This is a genomic window from Streptomyces albidoflavus (assembly GCF_000719955.1).
GTDB classification, from domain to species: domain Bacteria; phylum Actinomycetota; class Actinomycetes; order Streptomycetales; family Streptomycetaceae; genus Streptomyces; species Streptomyces albidoflavus.
The window spans coordinates 38,363-58,170 of record NZ_JOII01000032.1; the positions used below are offsets into that span (position 1 = coordinate 38,363).

18 protein-coding genes, 2 tRNA genes and 1 pseudogene are annotated in these 19,808 nt (G+C 73.9%); 18 read left to right on the forward strand and 3 right to left on the reverse strand.

Annotation, left to right across the window (positions count from 1 at the left end):
- Positions 1-171 precede the first annotated feature (171 nt).
- The 5 genes from proB (at position 172) to IF45_RS0125625 (ending at position 5,176) form a co-directional block, all read left to right on the forward strand.
- Positions 172-1,293 (forward strand): glutamate 5-kinase, encoded by a 1,122-nt coding sequence (proB, locus tag IF45_RS0125605; protein WP_003948023.1) that lies wholly within the window; start codon positions 172-174, stop codon positions 1,291-1,293.
- Between the two features lie 199 nt (positions 1,294-1,492).
- Positions 1,493-1,996, forward strand: coding sequence for a DUF8830 family protein (locus IF45_RS0125610; protein WP_008408008.1), 504 nt, complete (start codon positions 1,493-1,495; stop codon positions 1,994-1,996).
- Positions 1,997-2,083: 87 nt separating this feature from the next.
- Positions 2,084-3,358: a glutamate-5-semialdehyde dehydrogenase gene (locus IF45_RS0125615; protein WP_003948021.1), complete on the forward strand. Its 1,275-nt coding sequence runs from the start codon at positions 2,084-2,086 to the stop codon at positions 3,356-3,358.
- Between the two features lie 57 nt (positions 3,359-3,415).
- The gene (locus tag IF45_RS0125620; protein WP_008408007.1) at positions 3,416-3,940 is read left to right on the forward strand and encodes an SCO2584 family spore wall biosynthesis protein; all 525 of its coding nucleotides are present in this window, start codon (positions 3,416-3,418) and stop codon (positions 3,938-3,940) included.
- A 72-nt stretch (positions 3,941-4,012) separates the two neighbouring features.
- Complete coding sequence (locus tag IF45_RS0125625) at positions 4,013-5,176, forward strand: SCO2583 family membrane protein (protein ID WP_030309817.1); 1,164 nt, start codon at positions 4,013-4,015, stop codon at positions 5,174-5,176.
- 1 nt (position 5,177) lies between these two features.
- On the opposite strand, the pseudogene IF45_RS0125630 reads toward IF45_RS0125625, so the two are convergent.
- Together IF45_RS0125630 and IF45_RS0125635 are read right to left on the reverse strand one after the other, a co-directional pair.
- A pseudogene (locus IF45_RS0125630) lies at positions 5,178-5,522 on the reverse strand (aminoglycoside phosphotransferase family protein); the annotation flags it as partial.
- Between the two features lie 20 nt (positions 5,523-5,542).
- Positions 5,543-6,646 (reverse strand): M48 family metallopeptidase, encoded by a 1,104-nt coding sequence (locus IF45_RS0125635; RefSeq protein ID WP_030309822.1) that lies wholly within the window; start codon positions 6,644-6,646, stop codon positions 5,543-5,545.
- A 203-nt stretch (positions 6,647-6,849) separates the two neighbouring features.
- On the opposite strand from IF45_RS0125635, the gene IF45_RS33450 reads away from it, so the two are divergent.
- From IF45_RS33450 to IF45_RS0125680, 8 genes are all read left to right on the forward strand, one after another.
- Entirely contained in the window at positions 6,850-6,999 is a 150-nt protein-coding gene (locus IF45_RS33450) for a hypothetical protein (protein WP_008407996.1), read from the forward strand.
- A gap of 132 nt (positions 7,000-7,131) precedes the next feature.
- Positions 7,132-7,293, forward strand: coding sequence for a hypothetical protein (locus IF45_RS33455; protein ID WP_003948016.1), 162 nt, complete (start codon positions 7,132-7,134; stop codon positions 7,291-7,293).
- Between the two features lie 104 nt (positions 7,294-7,397).
- A complete protein-coding gene (nadD, locus tag IF45_RS0125650) occupies positions 7,398-8,039 on the forward strand; it encodes a nicotinate-nucleotide adenylyltransferase (protein ID WP_003948015.1) in 642 nt (213 codons plus the stop codon).
- A 16-nt stretch (positions 8,040-8,055) separates the two neighbouring features.
- Entirely contained in the window at positions 8,056-9,837 is a 1,782-nt protein-coding gene (locus tag IF45_RS0125655) for a LytR C-terminal domain-containing protein (protein ID WP_030309825.1), read from the forward strand.
- 133 nt (positions 9,838-9,970) lie between these two features.
- Positions 9,971-10,402 (forward strand): ribosome silencing factor, encoded by a 432-nt coding sequence (gene rsfS / locus IF45_RS0125660; protein WP_003948013.1) that lies wholly within the window; start codon positions 9,971-9,973, stop codon positions 10,400-10,402.
- Complete coding sequence (locus IF45_RS0125665) at positions 10,399-11,046, forward strand: histidine phosphatase family protein (RefSeq protein WP_003948012.1); 648 nt, start codon at positions 10,399-10,401, stop codon at positions 11,044-11,046. Before rsfS ends, IF45_RS0125665 begins: the two co-directional genes overlap by 4 nt.
- 105 nt (positions 11,047-11,151) lie before the next feature.
- Positions 11,152-11,224 (forward strand) — tRNA-Ala (locus IF45_RS0125670).
- A gap of 272 nt (positions 11,225-11,496) precedes the next feature.
- On the forward strand, positions 11,497-11,730 hold the full coding sequence (locus IF45_RS0125680; RefSeq protein ID WP_003948010.1) for a hypothetical protein: 234 nt from the start codon (positions 11,497-11,499) through the stop codon (positions 11,728-11,730).
- Here the strand turns inward: IF45_RS0125680 and IF45_RS0125685 are convergent.
- A complete protein-coding gene (locus IF45_RS0125685) occupies positions 11,709-13,058 on the reverse strand; it encodes a glycosyltransferase 87 family protein (protein ID WP_030309827.1) in 1,350 nt (449 codons plus the stop codon). The genes IF45_RS0125680 and IF45_RS0125685 overlap by 22 nt on opposite strands.
- 131 nt (positions 13,059-13,189) lie before the next feature.
- Between IF45_RS0125685 and IF45_RS0125690 the strand changes: the two genes are divergently transcribed.
- The 5 genes from IF45_RS0125690 (at position 13,190) to IF45_RS34460 (ending at position 19,780) form a co-directional block, all read left to right on the forward strand.
- Positions 13,190-13,262: transfer RNA gene (locus IF45_RS0125690), tRNA-Ala, on the forward strand.
- Positions 13,263-13,615: 353 nt separating this feature from the next.
- Positions 13,616-16,513 carry a leucine--tRNA ligase gene (gene leuS, locus IF45_RS0125695; RefSeq protein WP_030309828.1) on the forward strand — a complete coding sequence of 966 codons (2,898 nt, stop codon included), beginning with the start codon at positions 13,616-13,618 and terminating at the stop codon, positions 16,511-16,513.
- Between the two features lie 224 nt (positions 16,514-16,737).
- Entirely contained in the window at positions 16,738-17,481 is a 744-nt protein-coding gene (locus IF45_RS0125700) for a hypothetical protein (RefSeq protein ID WP_003948007.1), read from the forward strand.
- A gap of 130 nt (positions 17,482-17,611) precedes the next feature.
- Positions 17,612-18,460, forward strand: coding sequence for a DegV family protein (locus tag IF45_RS0125705; protein WP_030309830.1), 849 nt, complete (start codon positions 17,612-17,614; stop codon positions 18,458-18,460).
- A gap of 669 nt (positions 18,461-19,129) precedes the next feature.
- Positions 19,130-19,780: a ComEA family DNA-binding protein gene (locus IF45_RS34460; RefSeq protein ID WP_030309831.1), complete on the forward strand. Its 651-nt coding sequence runs from the start codon at positions 19,130-19,132 to the stop codon at positions 19,778-19,780.
- Positions 19,781-19,808: the final 28 nt, after the last annotated feature.

Sequence of the window (19,808 nt, forward strand, 5' to 3'; positions counted from 1 at the left end):
AGGTTTGATGAAGATCACACCTGGGGGTGCCGCCCCGGCGTGCTGGGAGCGGTTCCGCGCGCCGGGCCGCGCGGTCCCGCCCCTCGGAATGCGGAGGCGGCCCGGCGGGGCTCTCGCGTAGATTGCGCACCGTCCGGGTACCGGGCAGCTCAAGACCATTGGGGAAAGCGCGTGTCAGCGGCAAGGCAAGGTGTGGCTCAGGCCCGCAGGATCGTGGTGAAGGTCGGCTCCTCCTCGCTGACCACCGCGTCAGGAGGGCTCGACGCCGACCGCGTCGACGCCCTGGTCGACGTCCTCGCGAAGGCCCGCTCCGGCGGCACCCGCGAGATCGTCCTCGTCTCCTCCGGCGCCATCGCCGCCGGCCTCGCCCCGCTCGGCTTCCCGCGCCGCCCCCGCGACCTCGCCCGCCAGCAGGCCGCCGCCAGCGTCGGCCAGGGCCTGCTCGTCGCCCGCTACACCGCCTCCTTCGCGCGGTACGGCGTCCGCGTGGGCCAGGTGCTGCTCACCGGCGACGACACCAGCCGCCGCGCCCACTACCGCAACGCCTACCGCACCCTCGACCAGCTGCTCACCCTCGGCGCGCTCCCCGTCGTCAACGAGAACGACACCGTCGCCACCGACGAGATCCGCTTCGGCGACAACGACCGGCTCGCCGCCCTCGTCGCCCACCTGGTCCGCGCCGACCTGCTGGTCCTCCTCTCCGACGTGGACGGCCTCTACGACGGCGACCCCGCGCGCCCCACCAGCTCCCGCATCCAGAACGTGCACGGGCCCGAGGACCTCGAAGGCGTCGAGATCGGCAGCGCGGGCAAGGCCGGGGTCGGCACCGGCGGCATGGTCACCAAGGTCGAGGCGGCCCAGATCGCCGCCAACGCCGGCATCGACGTCGTCCTCACCTCCGCCAGCCAGGCCGCCGACGCCCTCGCCGGACACCCCACCGGCACCCACTTCCACCAGCGCGGCCGCCGCTCGGCCGGGCGCCTCCTCTGGCTCCAGCACGCCTCCACCCCCAAGGGCGCCCTCATCCTCGACGACGGGGCCGTCCGCGCCGTCGTCGAGCGGCGCACCTCGCTGCTGCCCGCCGGGGTCGAGGCGGTCGAGGGGGAGTTCACCGCCGGCGACCCGGTCGAGCTGCGCGACGCCACCGGACGCGCCGTCGCCCGCGGCCTCGTCAACTTCGACGCCACCGAGATCCCCCGTCTGCTCGGCCGCTCCACCCGCGACCTCGCCCGGGAACTGGGACCCGCTTACGAACGCGAGATCGTCCACCGCGACGACCTGGTTCTCCTCTAGAACGCCCCCGGGGCGCCCCGGCACACACGGCGCACGCGCTCCGCCGTACGGAGGACGGGGGCGGCCGAAACGCGTGCCCGCGTGCGGGGAGGTTCCGCAAAACCGCCACACGGGACCACCACGCCTGTTCCACTTTGAAGCGGACAGACTCCGCGGCGGGCCGACCTCGCCCCGGAGCGGAGAGTCGGTCGGGACGTCGATGTGGCAGGAGGCCGCCGTGAGACGAGGGCGCCCGGGGCCGGGGTCCCGCGCGAGCAGCACCTCCCCGACCCGCCGGGGAGCCGGGGACCAGCGCGCGCTCAGCAGCGTCCGGCCCGGCGACCGCGCCGTGCCCGGCGCCGACGAGCAGGACGGCAGGCCACGCCCCCGGCTCTGGCACGTCACCCTCAGCGCCGCCGGGGAGACCACCCCGCTGGCCGAGGTGCGGGCCGGGCTCGAACAGCTCGCCCACGATCACCCCTTCCTGCTGACCAGCCGCTACGCCGAGGACCACGCCGAGATCCGGTACTGGGAGGAGGCCCGCGACCTCCACGACGCCGCCGCCGTCGCCCTGCGCCTGTGGGGCGAGCACCGGCAGACCGCCGGACTCCCGCCCTGGGAGATCGTCGGCCTGGAGGTCATCGACCGGGAGACCTACCACCAGCGCATCGCCGAGGGGTACGGCCCGCCCCCGGCCAGGCCGATCGGCGTCCACCCGTACTGAACCCCGGCCCCGCCCGCCGTCCAGGGCGCCTCTCGCATCCTGAAACGCGCTCCGGGGCGGGGTGCGCGGCGACGTAGGCTCGCGGCCATGACGACGTATGACGCCACCAGCCCCGTCACCCTCGCGGGGCGCCGCGCCCAGGAAGCCGCCGCCGACCTCGCCGCGCTGCCGCGTGCGGTCAAGGACGACGCCCTGCGCGCCGTCGCCGATGCGCTTCAGGCGCGGAGCGAGGAGATCGTCGCCGCCAACGCGGGCGACGTCCGGCGCGCGGAGGAGGCCGGCACCGCCGCCTCCGTGGTGGACCGCCTCACCCTCACCGCCGACCGGGTCCGCGCCATCGCGGCCGACGTGCGCCACATCGTCACCCTGCCCGACCCGGTCGGCGAGGTGGTGCGCGGCTCGACCCTGCCGAACGGCATCGACCTGCGCCAGGTCCGCGTCCCGCTCGGCGTGGTCGGCATCATCTACGAGGCCCGGCCCAACGTCACCGTCGACGCCGCCGCCCTCTGCCTCAAGTCCGGCAACGCCGTCCTGCTGCGCGGCTCCTCCTCCGCCAAGGAGTCCAACACCGCCCTCGTCGCCGTCCTGCGCGACGCCGTGGCCGCCGCCGGGCTGCCCGCCGACGCCGTGCAGCTGGTCCCCGGCGACACCCACGAGTCGGTCCGCGAGCTGATGCGCGCCCGCGGCCTGGTCGACGTGCTGATCCCGCGCGGCGGCGCCGCCCTGATCCGCCGCACCGTCGAGGAGTCCACCGTTCCGGTCATCGAGACCGGCACCGGCAACTGCCACGTCTACGTCGACGCCGAGGCCGACCTCGACACCGCCGTCGACATCCTGGTCAACTCCAAGGCCCAGCGCCCCAGCGTCTGCAACAGCGCCGAGACCGTCCTGGTCCACCGCGAGATCGCCGCCGCCTTCCTGCCCCGCGCCCTCGACGCCCTCGCCGAGGCGCAGGTCACCGTGCACGGGGACGCGCGGGTGCGGGAGCTGGCCGAGGACTCCAAGGCCACCGTGGTCGAGGCCACCGACGAGGACTGGGCGACCGAGTACCTCTCCTACGACCTGGCCGCCGCCGTGGTCGACAGCCTCGACGACGCCGTCGCCCACATCCGCCGCTGGAGCTCCGGCCACACCGAGGCGATCGTCACCACCTCGCAGGCGGCGGCCCGCCGGTTCACCCAGAGGGTGGATTCGACCACCGTCGCCGTGAACGCCTCCACCCGCTTCACCGACGGGGGCGAATTCGGCTTCGGCGCCGAGATCGGCATCTCCACGCAGAAGCTGCACGCGCGGGGCCCGATGGGGCTTCCGGAGCTGACCAGCACCAAGTACATCCTCACCGGGGACGGGCACATCCGCTGATGCCCTGACTTGCCCCACGGTCTGCCCAAAAACGCCCCCCAGGTCTACTCTGGTCCCGTGCCGGAGGACGTGGGGGGCTCGCCGTTTCCGGACGGCCGACAGCCCGACGACGACCACGACCGCGGAGGCGCGGACGACGCGTTCGCCTCCGTGGTCTTCGACGAGGACTTCATCAGGGCCGCCGAGTTCCACGAAGCCAGTGCCGTGGAGCGGCTGGTCGCCGCCGCCCACGCCCGGGCGGAGGCCGAGGCGCGCCGCGCCCGCACCAGGACCCGTGACGCCTACTACGAGGCCGCCCAGCCCTTCGGCCCCGACCCGGCGGTGAACGAGGACTACGACCCGAGCGAGGCCGACGACGCCGCGCTGCACCCCACCCGGGTCAGCTGGCACCGGCCCATCGCCTGGCTCCTCGCCCTGCTGATGGGCGTCGGCATGATCGCGCTCGCCTTCAGCGCCGTCTACCGGGGCTCCGCCGCCTCCGGCGACCGCTCCACCCCGCCGCCCGCCACCACCGGCGCCGACCCCACCGCGGACGCCGGGTTCACCCGTCCGGCGGCATCGGCGGCACCCCTGGACCCGTGAGGCGGGCGGCCGCGCCGACGCGCGCCCCAACGGGGGCGTTTACCGGCGGCCCGCACGACCCAACCTGAAGATATGAACAGGCCCGGGCAGCCGCCCGACGGACCCCCCGACAACCCCGGGGACGGCCCGTCCGGCAGTGACGACGACTACGGGTACGTCTTCGACGACTCGTTCGTCCGCGCCGCCTCGATCCAGGAGTACTCGGCCAGCGAACGCGGCGCGGCCGAGCACGCCCCCGCCGTCCGCGACCGCCCGCCCCTCGCCGCCGAGCGCACCGGCCCCCGCCTGACCCGGCAGGTACTGGTGCTGGCCGCCCTGCTCACCGTCGCCTTCCTGGTCGCCGTCTACCTCGGCATCAGCCCGCCCGGCCAGACCCAGTCAGGACCGCCGCCCCGGCCCGCCCGGATGAGCCTGGTCCCGCTCGCCCCCGCGCAGGCGGTCCGCCCCGCCGACCCGGACCGGCCCTTCGACGCCACCCCCGCCGCCCAGTACGCCACCGGGGCCGCCGGGATCAACCTGCCCGGCGCGCACGCCACCCCGCACTTCGACGAGGGGCAGGTGATCGCCGCCCTCAGCACCGCCAAGGAGTACCTGGTCCACTCCTCGCTCTCGCCGGAGGTCCTCGCCGGGCGGGAGGAGCGCGCCGTCCGCCTCCTGGTCGACCCGGCCCAGGCCGACCAGTTCGACGCCGCCCTGCGCCGCCCGGCTGCCGACGGCCTGCACGCCGCCACGGGCTGGCTGGTCCGCCTGGACCCCGCCCACGCCGTGCTCGCCGTCCCCGACATCCGCGTCCAGGGCGTCCTCGACTACGCCGAGACCGGCCCCGGCACCCTGGAGATCACCACCGACCACACCTTCGTCTACGCGGTCCGGCCCGCCGCCGACCCGGAGGGCGACCCCTCGCTGATGGTGGTCCGCCGCGCCCTGCGCCTCAGCTTCGACCGCGACGCCCTCAGGGCCCGCCAGCTCGAACTCCTCAACTCCCGCACCGAGGCCGGCCCCCTGGCGTGCGGCACCGCCGCCTCCGCCCACCTCCGCCCCCTCCTCGCCGGCGAGAAGGCCCCCGCCGGCCGCCCGCCCGCCACCGACCCGTACGCCCGCGAGAGCGGCGGAGCCGTCTGCGGCACCCTCGCGGAACCCCGGCCCGCCGGGAGCGGGGGAGCGGGGCGGCGCGCCGACGCCTCGGGCGGGGCCGGGCCGAGCGCGACCGCGGGCGACCCGGGAGCGGTGCGCTGAGTCAGCCGTACCGGTCGAAGAGGGCCGCCAGGTACTCCTCCAGCCTCCGGGTGAGCACCTCGGGCGTCAGGTCGGACCGGCCCAGCCACCGCCAGGGAACCGCCACCTTCTCCGCGTCCGGGGCATGGCCGAGCGCGTCCAGCAGCCGCCAGTGCAGATGGGCGGCGTCGTCCTCGTCCACGGTTCCCCCGGCCGCGACGTAGCGGTCCGCGAACCGCATGCCCGCCAGGACCCCGTGCAGCAGGGCGAGCGCGGTCGAGCAGTGGGCCACGTCCAGATCGGCCGGGCCCCAGGAGGTCTCCACCCAGTCGACGACCCCGGTGACCCGCAGCCCGGCACCGGTGCCGGGGGGGGCGGACGCCCCGCTCAGCTGCGCCCGCCCCCGTCGGACGGGCCCTCCGCCCCCGCCTCCGGGTTCCCGTTCGGCCGGGTGCCGCCCGTGAAGCGGTCGCGGAGCCTGCCGCCGAGGTCGCCGGCGCCGTCGGCCAGGTCCGTGACCAGCTTCATCAGCGGGTCCTTGCTGGTCCTGACCTCCTCGGCGTAGCCGGAGGCCGACTGCCGGAAGGACTCGCCGACCTTGGTGTCCTTGTCCTCGTCGCGTCGCGGGTAGTGGCCGTCCATCAGGCGCTGGTGGTCGCGGCTCTCGGACCACCGCTTCAGCTCGGCCGCCCTGACCGTGGTGAAGGGGTGGGTGCGCGGCAGCACGTTGAGGATCTTCAGCACCGAGTCGCGCAGGTCGCCCCCGGCCTCGTACTCCTCGGCCTGGGCGAGGAACGCGTCGGTGTTCATCTCGTGCAGGTGGTTGCCGCCCGCCATCTTCATCAGGCCGCGCATCGAGGCCGAGAGGTCCTGCCCGACCAGCAGCCCGGCCCGGTCCGCGGACAGCTCCGACTTGCGGAACCACTCGCGCAGCGCCGTCACGATCGCCATGATCGCGACGTTCCCCAGCGGGATCCAGGCGACCTTCACGGCCAGGCTGGTCAGGAAGAGGAGCACCGTGCGGTAGACGGAGTGGCCGGAGAGGGCGTGGCCCACCTCGTGGCCGACGACCGCCCGCATCTCCTCCTCGTCCAGCAGCTCCACCAGCCCCGTGGTGACCACGATGATCGGCTCGTCCAGGCCGACGCACATGGCGTTGGGGACCGGGTTCTGCGTGACGTACATCGGCGGGACCTTCTCCAGGTCCAGGATGTAGCAGGCGTCCAGCAGCATCGTGTGCAGGTGGGGGAATTGCGCGTCCGAGACCCGCACCGAGTCCGAGAGGAAGAGCAGCCTCAGGCTCCGCTCGGGCAGCAGCCCGCTGAGCGCCTTGAAGACCGTGTCGAACCCGCTGAGCTTGCGCAGCGCCACCAGCGCCGAGCGGTCCGCGGGATGCTCGTACGCCCGCGAGGAGATCCCCGGGAAGCGGCGCCGGCTGCGCGCCGGCTGCTTCTCGGTCCCGTACGTGCCGTCCCTGTCCTGGTCGGTCATCCGACTCCTCCGCCTCGCCTCGTACCGGCCGTCCCCCGGGGACGGTGCGCGCTGGCCGCGATGGGGCCAGCCTACGGCCGCCCGGTGAACAGGACCGTGAGCCGGGCGCGTTGGTTGCCTGCCGCACGGCGCGGGCGGGCCGCCCCGGGGCGGCCGGGGCGGCGGGCCTAGAGTGGGACGGCACCGCACGCAAGGAGCCCCCCATGGACCACGCCGCCCACCTCGCCCTGCTGCTCGCGGCGGACCAGCCGCCGGCCAACGGCATCGCCTTCCGGATCTTCATCGTCGTCTCGGTCGTCGGCGCCGTCCTCCTCGCCTGGTTCCTGCTGCGCGGTTACCGCAACAACGGCTGACCCGCGCGCCGCACCCCTCCACCGCGCCCCCGGCACCCGAACACCCGAGTCGGCGTGGGCCTCCCGCACGCCCCCGCATACGATGTCGGCAGATCACCCGCCCGCCCCACCACCGGATAGGTCCTGCCGACGATGAGCCTCCACAGCACCGCTGCCCAGCTGGTCACCCTCGCTTCCGAGGGCGGCGAGCACGGCGGGCACGAAAGCCTCAACCCGTACCTCACCGGCGGCGGTGCGCTCGTCGTGCTGCTCCTGCTGCTCTGGATCACCACGCGTTTCAACCGCGACCGCTGAGCACCCCGCCCCACCACCACGCGGCGCTGACCAGCCCCGCAGAGGGCCGTCCCCCGCCAGGGGGTGTCCGGAGCGGGTCCGCCGGGCCAGTAGGCTCTGCTCGCATGGGAGAGCAGGACATGCCTACGGGCCCGGCCGCCGCGGCGGCACCCGAGCGTCCGCGCAGGCGCCTGGGCGTCATGGGCGGCACGTTCGACCCGATCCACCACGGCCACCTCGTCGCCGCCAGTGAGGTCGCCGCGCAGTTCCACCTCGACGAGGTGGTCTTCGTCCCGACCGGTGAGCCCTGGCAGAAGAGCCACAAAGAGGTCACCCCGGCCGAGGACCGCTATCTGATGACGGTCATCGCGACCGCCGAGAACCCGCAGTTCTCCGTCAGCCGCATCGACATCGACCGCGGCGGGCCCACCTACACCACGGACACCCTGCGCGACCTCGCCGTGCTCAACGCCGAGACGGACCTGTTCTTCATCACCGGCGCCGACGCGCTCGGGCAGATCCTCACCTGGCGCCACACGGACGAACTCTTCTCCCTCGCCCACTTCATCGGCGTCACCCGGCCCGGCCACACCCTGGCCAACCCCGGGCTGCCCGAAGGCCGGGTCTCCCTGGTCGAGGTCCCGGCGCTGGCCATCTCCTCCACGGACTGCCGCGCCCGGGTCGCCGAGGGAAATCCCGTCTGGTACCTGGTGCCCGACGGCGTGGTGCGTTACATCGACAAGCGCGAGCTGTACCGCGGCGACTGAGCCGAGAGGGGCACCGGTGAACGACCGACGACACGCGTCCGACCCGTACGGCGGGGAGTACGCGTCCGAGCAGTACGGCCCCGTGAGCTACGACGAGTACGGCCGTCCCATCCCCCAGCAGCCCCCGCAGGGCCACGACCCCTACGCCGGACAGCAGCAGGGCTACGGCTACGACCCGTACGGCCAGGGCGGCCCCGGCACGGGTCAGCAGCCGCCGGTGCCGGCCGATCCGTACGCCGGTCAGCAGCAGGGGTACGGGTACGAGCAGCAGGGGTACGACCCGTACGGCCAGGGCGGTCCGGGCACGGGTCAGCAGCCGCCGGTGCCGGCCGATCCGTACGCGGGGCAGCAGCAGGGGTACGGGTACGAGCAGCAGGGGTACGACCCGTACGGCCAGGGCGGTCCCGGTACGGGCCAGCAGCCGCGCGTGCCCCAGCAGCAGACGCGCCAGGACGGCGACGGGCCCGAGGGGTACGGGGACCAGGGGTACGAGGACCAGGGGTACGGCGGCCCGGACGAGGGCGGTGCGCCGGACTACAAGACGGAGCAGTTCTCCTTCATCGAGGAGCCGGACGAGGAGTCCGAGGACGTCATCGACTGGCTCGCCTTCACGGAGAGCCGCACCGAACGCCGCGAGGAGGCCAAGCGGCGCGGCCGCAGCCGGATGATCGCGCTGGTCGTCGTTCTGGCCCTGGTCCTGGCCGGCGGCGTCGGCTACCTCTGGTACGCGGGCAAGCTCCCCGGCACCTCCTCCCCGGCCTCCTCCGGCGGCGCGGCGGACACGGCCGGACCCCAGAAGCGCGACGTCGTCATGGTCCACCTGCACGACACCCGCACCGAGAAGACCTCCACCCTGCTCCTGGTCGACAACACCACCAGCGAGCGCGGCGCCACCGTGCTGCTCCCCAACTCCCTCTCCCTGACCGGCGAGGACGGCAACGCCACCACCCTCGCCGACTCCGTGGACGACGACGGCTCCACCGGCACCCGGGAGGCCGTCGACCAGCTGCTCGGGACCAGCGTCGAGGGAACCTGGCGGCTCGACACCCCGTACCTCAACAACCTCGTCGAACTGGTCGGCAACATCGAGCTGGACGCCGACGCCACCGTCCCCGCGCCCAAGAAGGGCGACTCCCCGCTCGTCACCAAGGGCGCCGACCGCACCCTCGGCGGGCCCGCGGCCGTCGCCTACGCCACGTACCAGGCCAAGGGCGAGCCGCAGACCGCCCAGCTCCAGCGGTTCGGCCAGGTCTTCCAGGCCGTCCTGCGCAAGCTCTCCTCGGACCCGCAGGCGGCCACGGTGACCGTCGAGACGCTGGCCCAGATCCTCGACCCCTCGCTGAACGAGAAGGACCTCGGCGCCTTCCTCGCCCGGCTCGCCGACCGCGCCAAGGGCGGCGACCACACCACCGAACTGCTCCCGGTCGGCCAGGACGGGCGTCCCGCCCAGGAGGCTACCGACAAGATCGTCAAGCAGATCCTCGGCGGCTCGGTGAGCGAGGGCGCCCAGGGCGACGCCACCCGCGTCGGCCTCCAGGACGCCACCGGCGCCCAGGGCCGCGCCGAGAAGGCCCGGGCCTCGCTGGTCAACGGCGGCTACGCCTACGTCGGCCGGGGCAGCGGCGACACCGCGCGGGCCACCTCCTCGGTGACGTACGAGAAGGCGGGCGACAAGGCGGAGGCCGTCGAGGTGGCCCGCACCCTGGGGCTGCCGGACAGCGCCGTCACCCAGGGCAGCACACCGGGGAACGTCGACGTCTCGGTGGTGCTCGGCGGGGACTACCAGCCGGGCGAGTGAGCGGCGGCCGGGCCGGGGGCGCTGCGGCGCCTCACCGGCCCGGCCGAAACTCCCGGCGGCCGGGCGCGCCGTCCGTGAGACCCTGGGGACAGCCCCCACCGGGGGTTCCCGTCCGCCTACCGAAAGCCCCGCAGTGACTGCGACCGACCGTTCCACCGAGCTGATCACCGTTGCCGCCCAGGCGGCGGCCGACAAGCTCGCCCACGACATCATCGCCTACGACGTGAGCGATGTGCTGTCGATCACCGACGCCTTCCTCCTCGCGTCGGCCCCCAACGACCGCCAGGTCAAGTCCATCGTGGACGAGATCGAGGAGCGGCTGAACAAGCAGCTCGGCGCCAAGCCCGTCCGCCGCGAGGGCGACCGCGACGCGCGCTGGATCCTCCTCGACTACGTCGACATCGTCGTCCACGTCCAGCACAGCGAGGAGCGCGTCTTCTACGCGCTGGAGCGCCTGTGGAAGGACTGCCCCGAGATCGAGCTGCCCGAGGACGCCAAGGCGACCCGCGGCAAGGGCGAGGCCCACGCCCAGCAGCAGGCCGACGAGGCCGGTGAGGCGATGTGAACAGCCCGCGGCAGGGCCGTCGCCTCATCCTGTGGCGGCACGGCCAGACCTCGTGGAACCTGGAACGCCGCTTCCAGGGCACCACGGACATCGACCTGACCGAGGCCGGCCGCGGCCAGGCCCGCCGGGCCGCGCGGCTCCTCGCCTCCCTGGAACCGGACGCGATCATCGCCTCCGACCTCCAGCGGGCGCGGGACACCGCCGCCGAGCTCTCCGCCCTCACCGGCCTGGAGGTCCACCACGACCCCGCGCTGCGCGAGACGTACGCGGGGGACTGGCAGGGGCTGACCCACGAGGAGATCATCGCCGCCCACGGCGAGCAGTACGCGGCGTGGAAGCGCGGCGAGCCGGTCCGGCGCGGTGGCGGCGAACTGGAGACCGAGGTCGCCGACCGGGCCGCCCCGGTGGTCCTCGCGCACGCCGAGAAGCTGCCGGAGAACGGCACGCTGGTCGTCGCCTCGCACGGCGGCACCATCCGCACCACCATCGGGCGCCTGCTCGGCCTCGACTCCCGCCACTGGGAGAGCCTCGGCGGCCTCAGCAACTGCTGCTGGTCGATCCTGGGCGAGGGTGCGCGCGGCTGGCGGCTCATGGAGCACAACGCCGGCACCCTGCCGGAGCCGGTCCTCGGCGACGACGACTGACAGCCGCCCGACACCCGTGCGGGGCCCCGGACCCGGATTTCACTTTCCGGCTGGTCACGGGCTAGAGTTCTTCTTGTTCGCACCGCGTGAGCGGGAAGAACACCAGGGGCTATAGCTCAGTTGGTAGAGCGCCTGCATGGCATGCAGGAGGTCAGGAGTTCAATTCTCCTTAGCTCCACAGTCCGGAAGATCCCATCCCCCACGGGGGGTGGGATCTTTCGTCTGTCCGGTCGCTGTTCCGGAGACCTTTCCGGTACCTTCGCGCCGCTGACCGGCGGCCTTCTCCGTGGCAGAATCGGACGGCCGGAAGGGGGACGCGGCCCGACGGGAGGGAGAGGGATGCCTGCGCGCATCGCCGAGAAGGCGGACCACCTGCTCGGCCAGGTGCCGGACCAGCTCACGAGGACCCGCGTGGCCCGTACCGCCGCTGCGAACGACGGGGGCTGAGCGATGGGCGCGCACAGGAGGAAGTGCGACTGGTGCCGCGGTGGCACGCCCATCGTCCGCGACATGGAGCCGGTCAACCCGCGCTACCAGTACTGGTGCGAGGAGTGCGCCAGGGCGCTGATCATAAAAGGCGACCCCATCGAGACCTACCGCGAGCTGGAGGGCGAGCCCATCTACGGGCGGCTCCTCGACGAGCACTGCACCCTCAAGCGCTTCTACTCCTTCGCCACGGCCTGACGCCCCGCCCGGCCCCGCTCGGCCGCCGCCGGCTCCCGCTGCTCCGGCACCTGCCCGGCCGGCGGCACCGCCCCGGCCTCCTCCTTCGCCCCGGAGCGCAGAGCCACCCGCCACGCCACGACGAGGAAGCCGAGCGCGGCCAGCGGGTAGAGCGAGGAGAGCGCGAACTCGGCCGGTCCCTGGTGGAGTTCGGGCCGCTCGGGACCGTGCGGCACCCACCACAGGGCGTACGTGAAGAAGAGGCCGGTCAGCACGGCCGCGCCCGCCCGGCGCCACCGGCCCCCGGCGCGTACCGCCTCGTCCAGGACCAGGACCGCCGCGGGGACGGACCAGACCCAGTGGTGCGACCAGGAGACCGGGCTGACCAGCAGCGCCGTCATCCCGCACGCGGTCGCCGCCCAGGCGGGCCGGTAGCGCAGCCCGGCGAGGACCGCCACGGCGAGCCCGGCCGCTCCGGTCAGCAGCGCCGCCGCCAACCACCACAGGCCCGGGTCGGCGGTGTGCAGCAGGCGGGCGAGCAGGCCGCGCAGCGACTGGTTGGCGGTCTGCTCGGGATGGCCCGCACGGTCCGCCGCGAGGAAGGTGCCGGACCAGAACTGCCAGGAGTCGCGCGGCAGTGCGGCCGCCGCCAGCGCGGTGGCCGTAAGGAACCAGCAGACGGCGTTCCGCGCCAGGGCCAGCCACGGCCGGGCCGCACCCCCGCGCACCGCCGCGACCACCCCGGCCAGCAGCAGGAAGGCGATGAACAGTCCGGGCGTCAGCTTCACGGCGGCCGCCAGGCCGATCCCCGCCCCCGCCCAGCGGCGCCCCCGCGCGGGCCCTGCGCCCGGCAGGTACCGCATGTCCCACAGCACCAGGACCGTCACCAGCAGGTTGATCTGCCCGTACCGCAGGGTCGTCCAGACCGGCTCCGACCAGACCGCGACGGCGGCCAGCGCGGGGGCGCCGAGCCAGGCCAGGGGGCGGGGGAGCCGGCGGCCGCCGGTGACCAGGCGGAGTGTCAGCAGGGCCAGCGCGAGGAGGAGCAGGAGGTTGCCCGCGGTGGCCAGGGTGCGCATCAGTCCGGTGCCCAGCAGCGGGAGCGGGGTGAACAGCAGCGCGGCGAGCGGGGGATAGGTGGCCGGCAGGTCGTTCTCGGTGGCCCGCAGCGCGTACAGGTCGGCGCCGTCGAGGACCGCCCGGCCCTCCGCGCGGTAGACCATCAGGTCCACCATCGTGACGCCCGCCAGTCGCTGGGCCACCCAGAACGCGGCGAAGGAGAGCAGGCAGAGCGCGGTGGCCCGGACCGGGAAGGTGCGCCGGAGGCGGGAGAGCGAGGCGGCAGTCACGCTCGGCGAGGCTACCCGTCGGGGACCCTCCGGGAGAGGGGGCGAGCGCGGCCGGGAACGGATTTGGTGGAAACCCCGGGGGCCCGCTAATGTTGTCGATGTCGCCGGGGGAACCGGAAAGACAGCAGCAAGGGGCTATAGCTCAGTTGGTAGAGCGCCTGCATGGCATGCAGGAGGTCAGGAGTTCAATTCTCCTTAGCTCCACAGGAGAGAGATCCGGAAACGGACTCTCATCCACCGAAGTGTGAAGCGGGCCACCCGGACAGGGTGGCCCGCTTCTTCGTATGCCCCTCCCCGTCCCGCGAGCCGTGCGGGCCCGGTGACCGCTGCGGTACCCTGACGCCATGCGTGCTGTACGCCTTCTGCTTACCGAGCCGCGCTGATCAAGAGCCGGACCCCCGATGAAGGGGCCGGAACCAGCGCGGCCACCCCCTCCTGTGCGAGGGGTTTTTTCATTGGGCGGCGGCTCCGGTTCCGGGGCACGGCCGCCGGGCGGAGCCCCGGGGTCCCGCCCCGCCGGAAGCGTGAGCAGAGACGACCGATGGAGCTTGAGGATCATGAGCGAGACGAATTCCGCCGCGTCCCCCGCGGAGGGCGCCACCGCGCCGCACCGCTACACGGCGGCGATGGCCGCCGAGATCGAGCCTCGCTGGCAGGACTTCTGGGACGCCGAGGGGACCTACGAGGCGCCGAACCCCACCGGTGAGCTGGCCGGGGACCCGGAGCTGGTGGCCCGCCCCAAGAAGTTCATCATGGACATGTTCCCGTACCCCTCCGGTGCGGGCCTGCACGTCGGCCACCCGCTCGGCTACATCGCGACCGACGTCTACGCCCGCTTCCAGCGGATGACCGGCCACAACGTCCTGCACACCCTGGGCTTCGACGCCTTCGGCCTGCCCGCCGAGCAGTACGCCGTGCAGACCGGCACGCACCCGCGCACCTCCACCGAGGCCAACATGGCCAACATGCGCAGCCAGCTGCGCCGCCTGGGCCTGGGCCACGACAACCGCCGCTCGTTCGCCACGATCGACCCCGAGTACTACAAGTGGACGCAGTGGATCTTCCTGAAGATCTTCAACTCCTGGTACGACGAGGAGGCCGGCCGCGCCCGCCCCATCGAGGAGCTGATCGCCCAGTTCGCCAACGGTGACCGGGTCGCCGTCGAGGGCCGCGACTGGGCCGAGCTGGACGCCCGCGAGCGCGCCGAGGTGCTGGGCCGGTACCGGCTGGCCTACGCCTCCGACGCGCCGGTCAACTGGGCTCCGGGCCTGGGCACCGTGCTGGCCAACGAGGAGGTCACCTCCGAGGGCCGCTCCGAGCGCGGCAACTTCCCCGTCTTCAAGGCGAAGCTGCGCCAGTGGAACATGCGCATCACCGCCTACGCCGACCGCCTGCTGGACGACCTGGACGGGCTGGACTGGCCCGAGGCGATCAAGCTCCAGCAGCGGAACTGGATCGGCCGCTCCGAGGGCGCCCGCGTCGACTTCCCCTTCGACGGGGAGCACACCGGCAAGGCCGTCACCGTCTTCACCACCCGCCAGGACACCCTGTTCGGCGCCACCTACATGGTGCTGGCGCCCGAGCACGAGCTGGTCGACGAGATCGTCCCGGCCGCCTGGCCCGACGGCACCCGCGAGAGCTGGACCGGGGGCCACGCCACCCCGGCCGAGGCCGTGGAGAAGTACCGCGCCTTCGCCGCCGGCAAGTCCGACGTGGAGCGGCAGGCCGACGCCAAGGAGAAGACCGGCGTCTTCACCGGCGCCTACGCGGTCAACCCGGTCAGCGGCGAGCACGTCCCGGTCTTCATCGCCGACTACGTCCTGATGGGGTACGGCACCGGCGCGATCATGGCCGTCCCGGCCCACGACAGCCGCGACTTCGCCTTCGCCCGCGCCTTCGACCTGCCGATCCGCTGCGTCGTCGAGCCCACCGACGGCCGCTCGACCGACCCGCTGACCTGGGACGACGCCTTCAACGCGTACGACGCGCAGCTGATGGCCTCCGCCAACGCCGAGGTCAGCCTGGACGGGCTGGACGTCGCCACCGCCAAGGCCCGCATCACCGGCTGGCTGCGGGAGCGCGGCATCGGCGAGGGCACCGTCAACTTCCGCCTGCGCGACTGGCTGTTCAGCCGCCAGCGGTACTGGGGCGAGCCCTTCCCGATCGTCTACGACGAGGACGGCGTCGCCCACGCGCTGCCCGAGTCGATGCTGCCGCTGGAGCTGCCCGAGGTCGACGACTACAGCCCGCGCACCTTCGACCCGGACGACGCCGACACCCAGCCGGAGACCCCGCTCTCCCGCAACGAGGACTGGGTCAACGTCACCCTGGACCTGGGCGACGGCCCGAAGAAGTACCGCCGCGAGACCAACACCATGCCCAACTGGGCCGGTTCCTGCTGGTACGAGCTGCGCTACCTGGACCCGCACAACGACCGGCGGCTGGTCGACCCCGAGATCGAGAAGTACTGGATGGGGCCGCGCGAGGGCATGCCCGGCGGCGGTGTCGACCTGTACATCGGCGGCTCCGAGCACGCCGTGCTGCACCTGCTGTACGCGCGCTTCTGGTCCAAGGTCCTCTTCGACCTGGGGTACATCTCCTCGTCCGAGCCGTTCCACAAGCTCTACAACCAGGGCATGATCCAGGCGTACGTCTACCGCGACAGCCGGGGCATCCCCGTCCCGGCCGCCGAGGTCGAGGAGCGCGACGGCACCTTCTGGTACCAGGGCGAGCAGGTCTCCCGGCTGCTGGGCAAGATGGGCAAGTCCCTGAAGAACGCCGTCACCCCGGACGAGATCTGCGCCGAGTACGGCGCCGACACGCTGCGGCTGTACGAGATGGCGATGGGCCCGCTGGACGTCTCCCGGCCGTGGGACACCCGCGCCGTGGTCGGCCAGTACCGGCTGCTGCAGCGGCTGTGGCGCAACGTCGTCGACGAGGCGACCGGCGAGGTGTCGGTGGTGGACGTCCCTGAGGGAGAGGTCGACACCGACACGCTGCGGGCGCTCAACAAGGCGGTCGACGGCGTCACCCAGGACATGGCGGCGCTGCGCTTCAACACCGCCATCGCCAAGGTCACGGAGCTGAACAACTTCCTGACCAAGGCCGACCGGCCGGTGCCGCGCCCGGTGGCGGAGACGCTGGTGCTGCTGATCGCGCCGCTGGCCCCGCACATCGCCGAGGAGCTGTGGCGGCGCCTGGGCCACCAGGACTCCGTCGTCCACCAGGAGCTGCCGGTCGCCGACCCCGCGTACCTGGTCGACGAGACGGTCACCTGCGTCGTCCAGGTCAAGGGCAAGGTCAAGGCCCGCCTGGAGGTCTCGCCCTCGGTCTCCGAGGCCGACCTGGAGCAGGCCGCCCTCGCCGACGAGCGGGTCCAGGCCGCGCTGGGCGGCGCCGGTGTCCGCAAGGTCATCGTTCGCGCCCCCAAGCTGGTCAACATCGTCCCGGCCTGACCGGCACCCCGAAGCCCGGCCCTTCCCGACGCGGGAGGGGCCGGGCTCCGGCGTTCCCCGTTCCCCGTTCCCCGCCCCGGGGATCTCCCTTACGGGCAGGTTGGGGGTCGCCGAGGAACCGCCGGGGGGCCGTTTGCGTTTACGGTGGGAGGGGGCGGCCGGAGCGGACGGCAGGCCGCGCGACCCCGTAGTCCGGCCCGCGCGTCCACTGGAGGACCCACCCCATGGAGACGGCCATCACCATCATGGCGCTGATCTTCCTTCTGCTGGTCGTCGTCGCGGTCTACGCCTCGGTGAAGGCGGTCAAGGCCGCCAAGCGCGGCGTCGACCGCACCATCAACCAGGCCCGCCGCTCCTACGAGGACACCGCCCTGCGCGCCCGCACCTTCGGCCGCACCGGCCCGGCGGGCGAGGTGGCCCAGCTCCGGCTCACGCTGCGCACCTCGATGCGCGCCACCCAGGACGCCCTGGCCGCGCGGCGCGCCGAGGACGCCTCCCTGAAGGAGACGGCCGCGCTCTTCGACCGGCTCAGCGGACACGGCCACCAGCTCGACGACGAACTCCGCCGCCTCGAACAGGACCCGGACCGGGGCGAGATCGGACACCGGCTGCCCGACCTGCGCCGCCGTACCGAGCAGATCACCGAGGCCGCCACCTCGCTCCGCTCGGCCCTGCGCGACCGCGCCCACCACGACAGCGAGGACGACCTCGGCGAGCTGGCCGAGCAGATCCGCGTCGAGTCCGGCGCCCTGCGCCACTGGACCAGCGAACCGGCCCCCGCCGCCCACCAGAAGCCCGAGCCCTGGCCCGAGCCGGAGCGCACCGAGGGCGGCACACCCGTGCAGACCTGGCCGGAGGGCTCCGGCGCCCACCCGGGCCCGACCCCCACCGCGATCGACCCGGCCACCCCGCACACGCCCTACCCGTGGGAGCGCCAGGGGCAGCGGGACGCCGAGCGGGAGCGGTGAGGAGCCTTCCGGTTCGCCGCTGAGCTGGGGGTACGAGAGCCTGTGCGGGTTCCGTGGCCGAGGTGGAGATGATCTTGCGGCGGCGGTCCCGGGCTGCCGGGGCACGCCCGCGGCGGGTAACCTCCAGGCCATGTCCCGCCATGTCGCGATCGTCACCGATTCCACGGCCTACCTGCCCCACCGGGAGTCGGAGCGGCATCGGATCACCTCCGTCCCGCTGACCGTCGTCCTCGGCGACGAGGCACTGGAGGAGGGCACCGAGATCTCCGCCCGCGCGCTGGAGCAGGCGATGCGCAAACGGCTGCCGGTGACCACCTCCCGGCCCGCCCCCGAGCAGTTCGCCCGCACCTACGCGGCGCTCGCCGCCGAAGGGGCCGACGAGATCGTCTCGCTCCACCTCTCCGCCGAGCTGTCCGGTACGTACGACGCGGCCGTCCTCGCCGCGCGGGAGGCGCCGGTGCCGGTCCGGGTGGTCGACACCGGGATGGTCGCGATGGCGCTCGGCTTCTGCGCGCTGGCCGCCGCCGAGGCGACCGCGAAGGGCGCGAGCGCCGACGAGGCGGTGGCGGCGGTACGCGCCCGCGCCGCCGGCAGTACGGCGCTGTTCTGCGTCGATACCCTCGAACACCTGCGGCGGGGCGGCCGGATCGGCGCCGCCCAGGCCCTGCTCGGCTCGGCCCTCGCCGTCAAGCCGATCCTGGAGCTGGCTGACGGCTCGATTCAGTTGAAGGAGAAGGTGCGGACCTCGGGGAAGGCGCTGGCCCGGCTGGAGGAACTGGTCGCCGAGCAGGTGGCGCAGGCGGGCCCGGTCGATCTGGCCGTCCACCACCTGGCGGCCGAGGAGAAGGCCACGGCGCTCGCGGACCGGCTGGCGGAACGTCTCGGCACGAGCGGCGAGCTGTACGTCAGCGAGGTCGGCGCGGTGATCGGGGCCCACACCGGACCCGGGCTGGTGGGGGTCGTGGTCTCGCCCCGGTAGGGACGCCGGCCGTGGTGGCCGTGGTGGTGCCCGTCGTTCCTGAGGGGTCCAAAGGGGGTTCGAGTGCCCCCTGTGGGTGACGGAGTTATCCACAAGCGCGGGCTTTTCCCCGGAAAATAACCAAGATCCACTTCTCTGGGCGGCCTTGTCTACGGTCGCCGCATGGTGTCGGGATCTTCGTTCTTCGGGGTGGGTGTCAGGGATGGTCAAGGCAGAGGCGGCGAGCGCGCCGGGGAGGCCACGGGCGACGCGGTGCGAGCGCGTGCCGAGGCCCTTTTGGGGGCGGGCGGGAGCGCCGGGGAGCAGCCGGCGGGAGCGTCGCCCGACGCGGCGACGGAGGCACACGCGTGGGACGACGAGCGGCGGATCGTGGGGCATCCGTGGTGGGGCACGGGGGCCGGGGAACTGGGCGCTCGGGGCGGGGTGACCGACGCGGGCGCCGGTGCGGCGGAACACGGCACGGGACGAGAGGGCGAGCCGGCGCGCCCGCCGGAAGGGGCGCCCTCCGGCGCCGAGGAGCGGCCCCCCGCGTCGGTTGAGACCGGCGTACTCCGTGAGCGCGCGCCCGCCGGGGAAGCGGCGCGGCCGGGCAGGGCTGCCGGGCGGCGGCGGTCGGCCGCCCGGCGGGGCTGGGGCGGGGTGCCGGTGCTGCTGCGGGCGCGGTGCGGGATGGAGTGGCGCAGCGTCGCCGCGCTGGTGGTCGTCGTCCTCGTGGCGGTGGTGTGGGCCGCGCAGCACTTCTGGACGGGGCGTCCGGAGCCCGTGCGGGTGCCCGAGGCCGTCGCGCAGGGGGCCACGGAGGTCCCGGGGGCGGCCGGTGGGCCTGCGGCGACGGGCCTGCCCTCTCCGCCGGCAGGGGCACCGCCTTCGCCGAGCGCGGGTCCGCTCGTGGTCGATGTGAGCGGGAAGGTGGCACGGCCCGGGGTGCACCGGCTGCCCGCCGGTTCCCGGGTGGAGGACGCGCTGGAGGCGGCGGGCGGGGTGCGTCCCGGTACGGACACCTCGGGGCTCAACAGGGCGCGGCTGCTGACCGACGGGGAGCAGGTGGCGGTGGGGGTGGACCCGGCGCCGGGCGCGGGGCCGGCCCCCGGGGCACCGGGGCAGGGCGCGGCCGGGGGCGCGGCGGCCGGTCCCCTCAGCCTGGGCACCGCCACGGCCGAACAACTGGAGACGCTGCCCGGCGTCGGCCCCGTCCTCGCCGCGGCGATCATCGCCTACCGCACCGAGAACGGCGGCTTCCGCTCGGTGGATCAACTCCGCGAGGTACGGGGCATCGGAGACCGGCGCTTCGAGGACCTGCGGGAGCTGGTGCGGCCATGAGGGGTGGGGGCGGGGCGGTCGGGGGTGG

What these genes read in the sequence shown, in the direction of transcription:
- nadD (WP_003948015.1), top strand. Translation starts at nt 7,398, where the DNA reads ATGGGAGAGCAGGACATGCCTACGGGCCCGGCCGCCGCGGCGGCACCC.
- IF45_RS33455 (WP_003948016.1), top strand. Translation starts at nt 7,132, where the DNA reads ATGAGCCTCCACAGCACCGCTGCCCAGCTGGTCACCCTCGCTTCCGAG.
- IF45_RS0125635 (WP_030309822.1), bottom strand. Translation starts at nt 6,646, where the DNA reads ATGACCGACCAGGACAGGGACGGCACGTACGGGACCGAGAAGCAGCCG.
- IF45_RS0125705 (WP_030309830.1), top strand. Translation starts at nt 17,612, where the DNA reads ATGTCCCGCCATGTCGCGATCGTCACCGATTCCACGGCCTACCTGCCC.
- IF45_RS0125610 (WP_008408008.1), top strand. Translation starts at nt 1,493, where the DNA reads ATGTGGCAGGAGGCCGCCGTGAGACGAGGGCGCCCGGGGCCGGGGTCC.
- leuS (WP_030309828.1), top strand. Translation starts at nt 13,616, where the DNA reads ATGAGCGAGACGAATTCCGCCGCGTCCCCCGCGGAGGGCGCCACCGCG.
- IF45_RS34460 (WP_030309831.1), top strand. Translation starts at nt 19,130, where the DNA reads ATGGAGTGGCGCAGCGTCGCCGCGCTGGTGGTCGTCGTCCTCGTGGCG.
- IF45_RS0125680 (WP_003948010.1), top strand. Translation starts at nt 11,497, where the DNA reads ATGGGCGCGCACAGGAGGAAGTGCGACTGGTGCCGCGGTGGCACGCCC.
- IF45_RS0125700 (WP_003948007.1), top strand. Translation starts at nt 16,738, where the DNA reads ATGGAGACGGCCATCACCATCATGGCGCTGATCTTCCTTCTGCTGGTC.
- IF45_RS0125625 (WP_030309817.1), top strand. Translation starts at nt 4,013, where the DNA reads ATGAACAGGCCCGGGCAGCCGCCCGACGGACCCCCCGACAACCCCGGG.
- IF45_RS0125615 (WP_003948021.1), top strand. Translation starts at nt 2,084, where the DNA reads ATGACGACGTATGACGCCACCAGCCCCGTCACCCTCGCGGGGCGCCGC.
- IF45_RS33450 (WP_008407996.1), top strand. Translation starts at nt 6,850, where the DNA reads ATGGACCACGCCGCCCACCTCGCCCTGCTGCTCGCGGCGGACCAGCCG.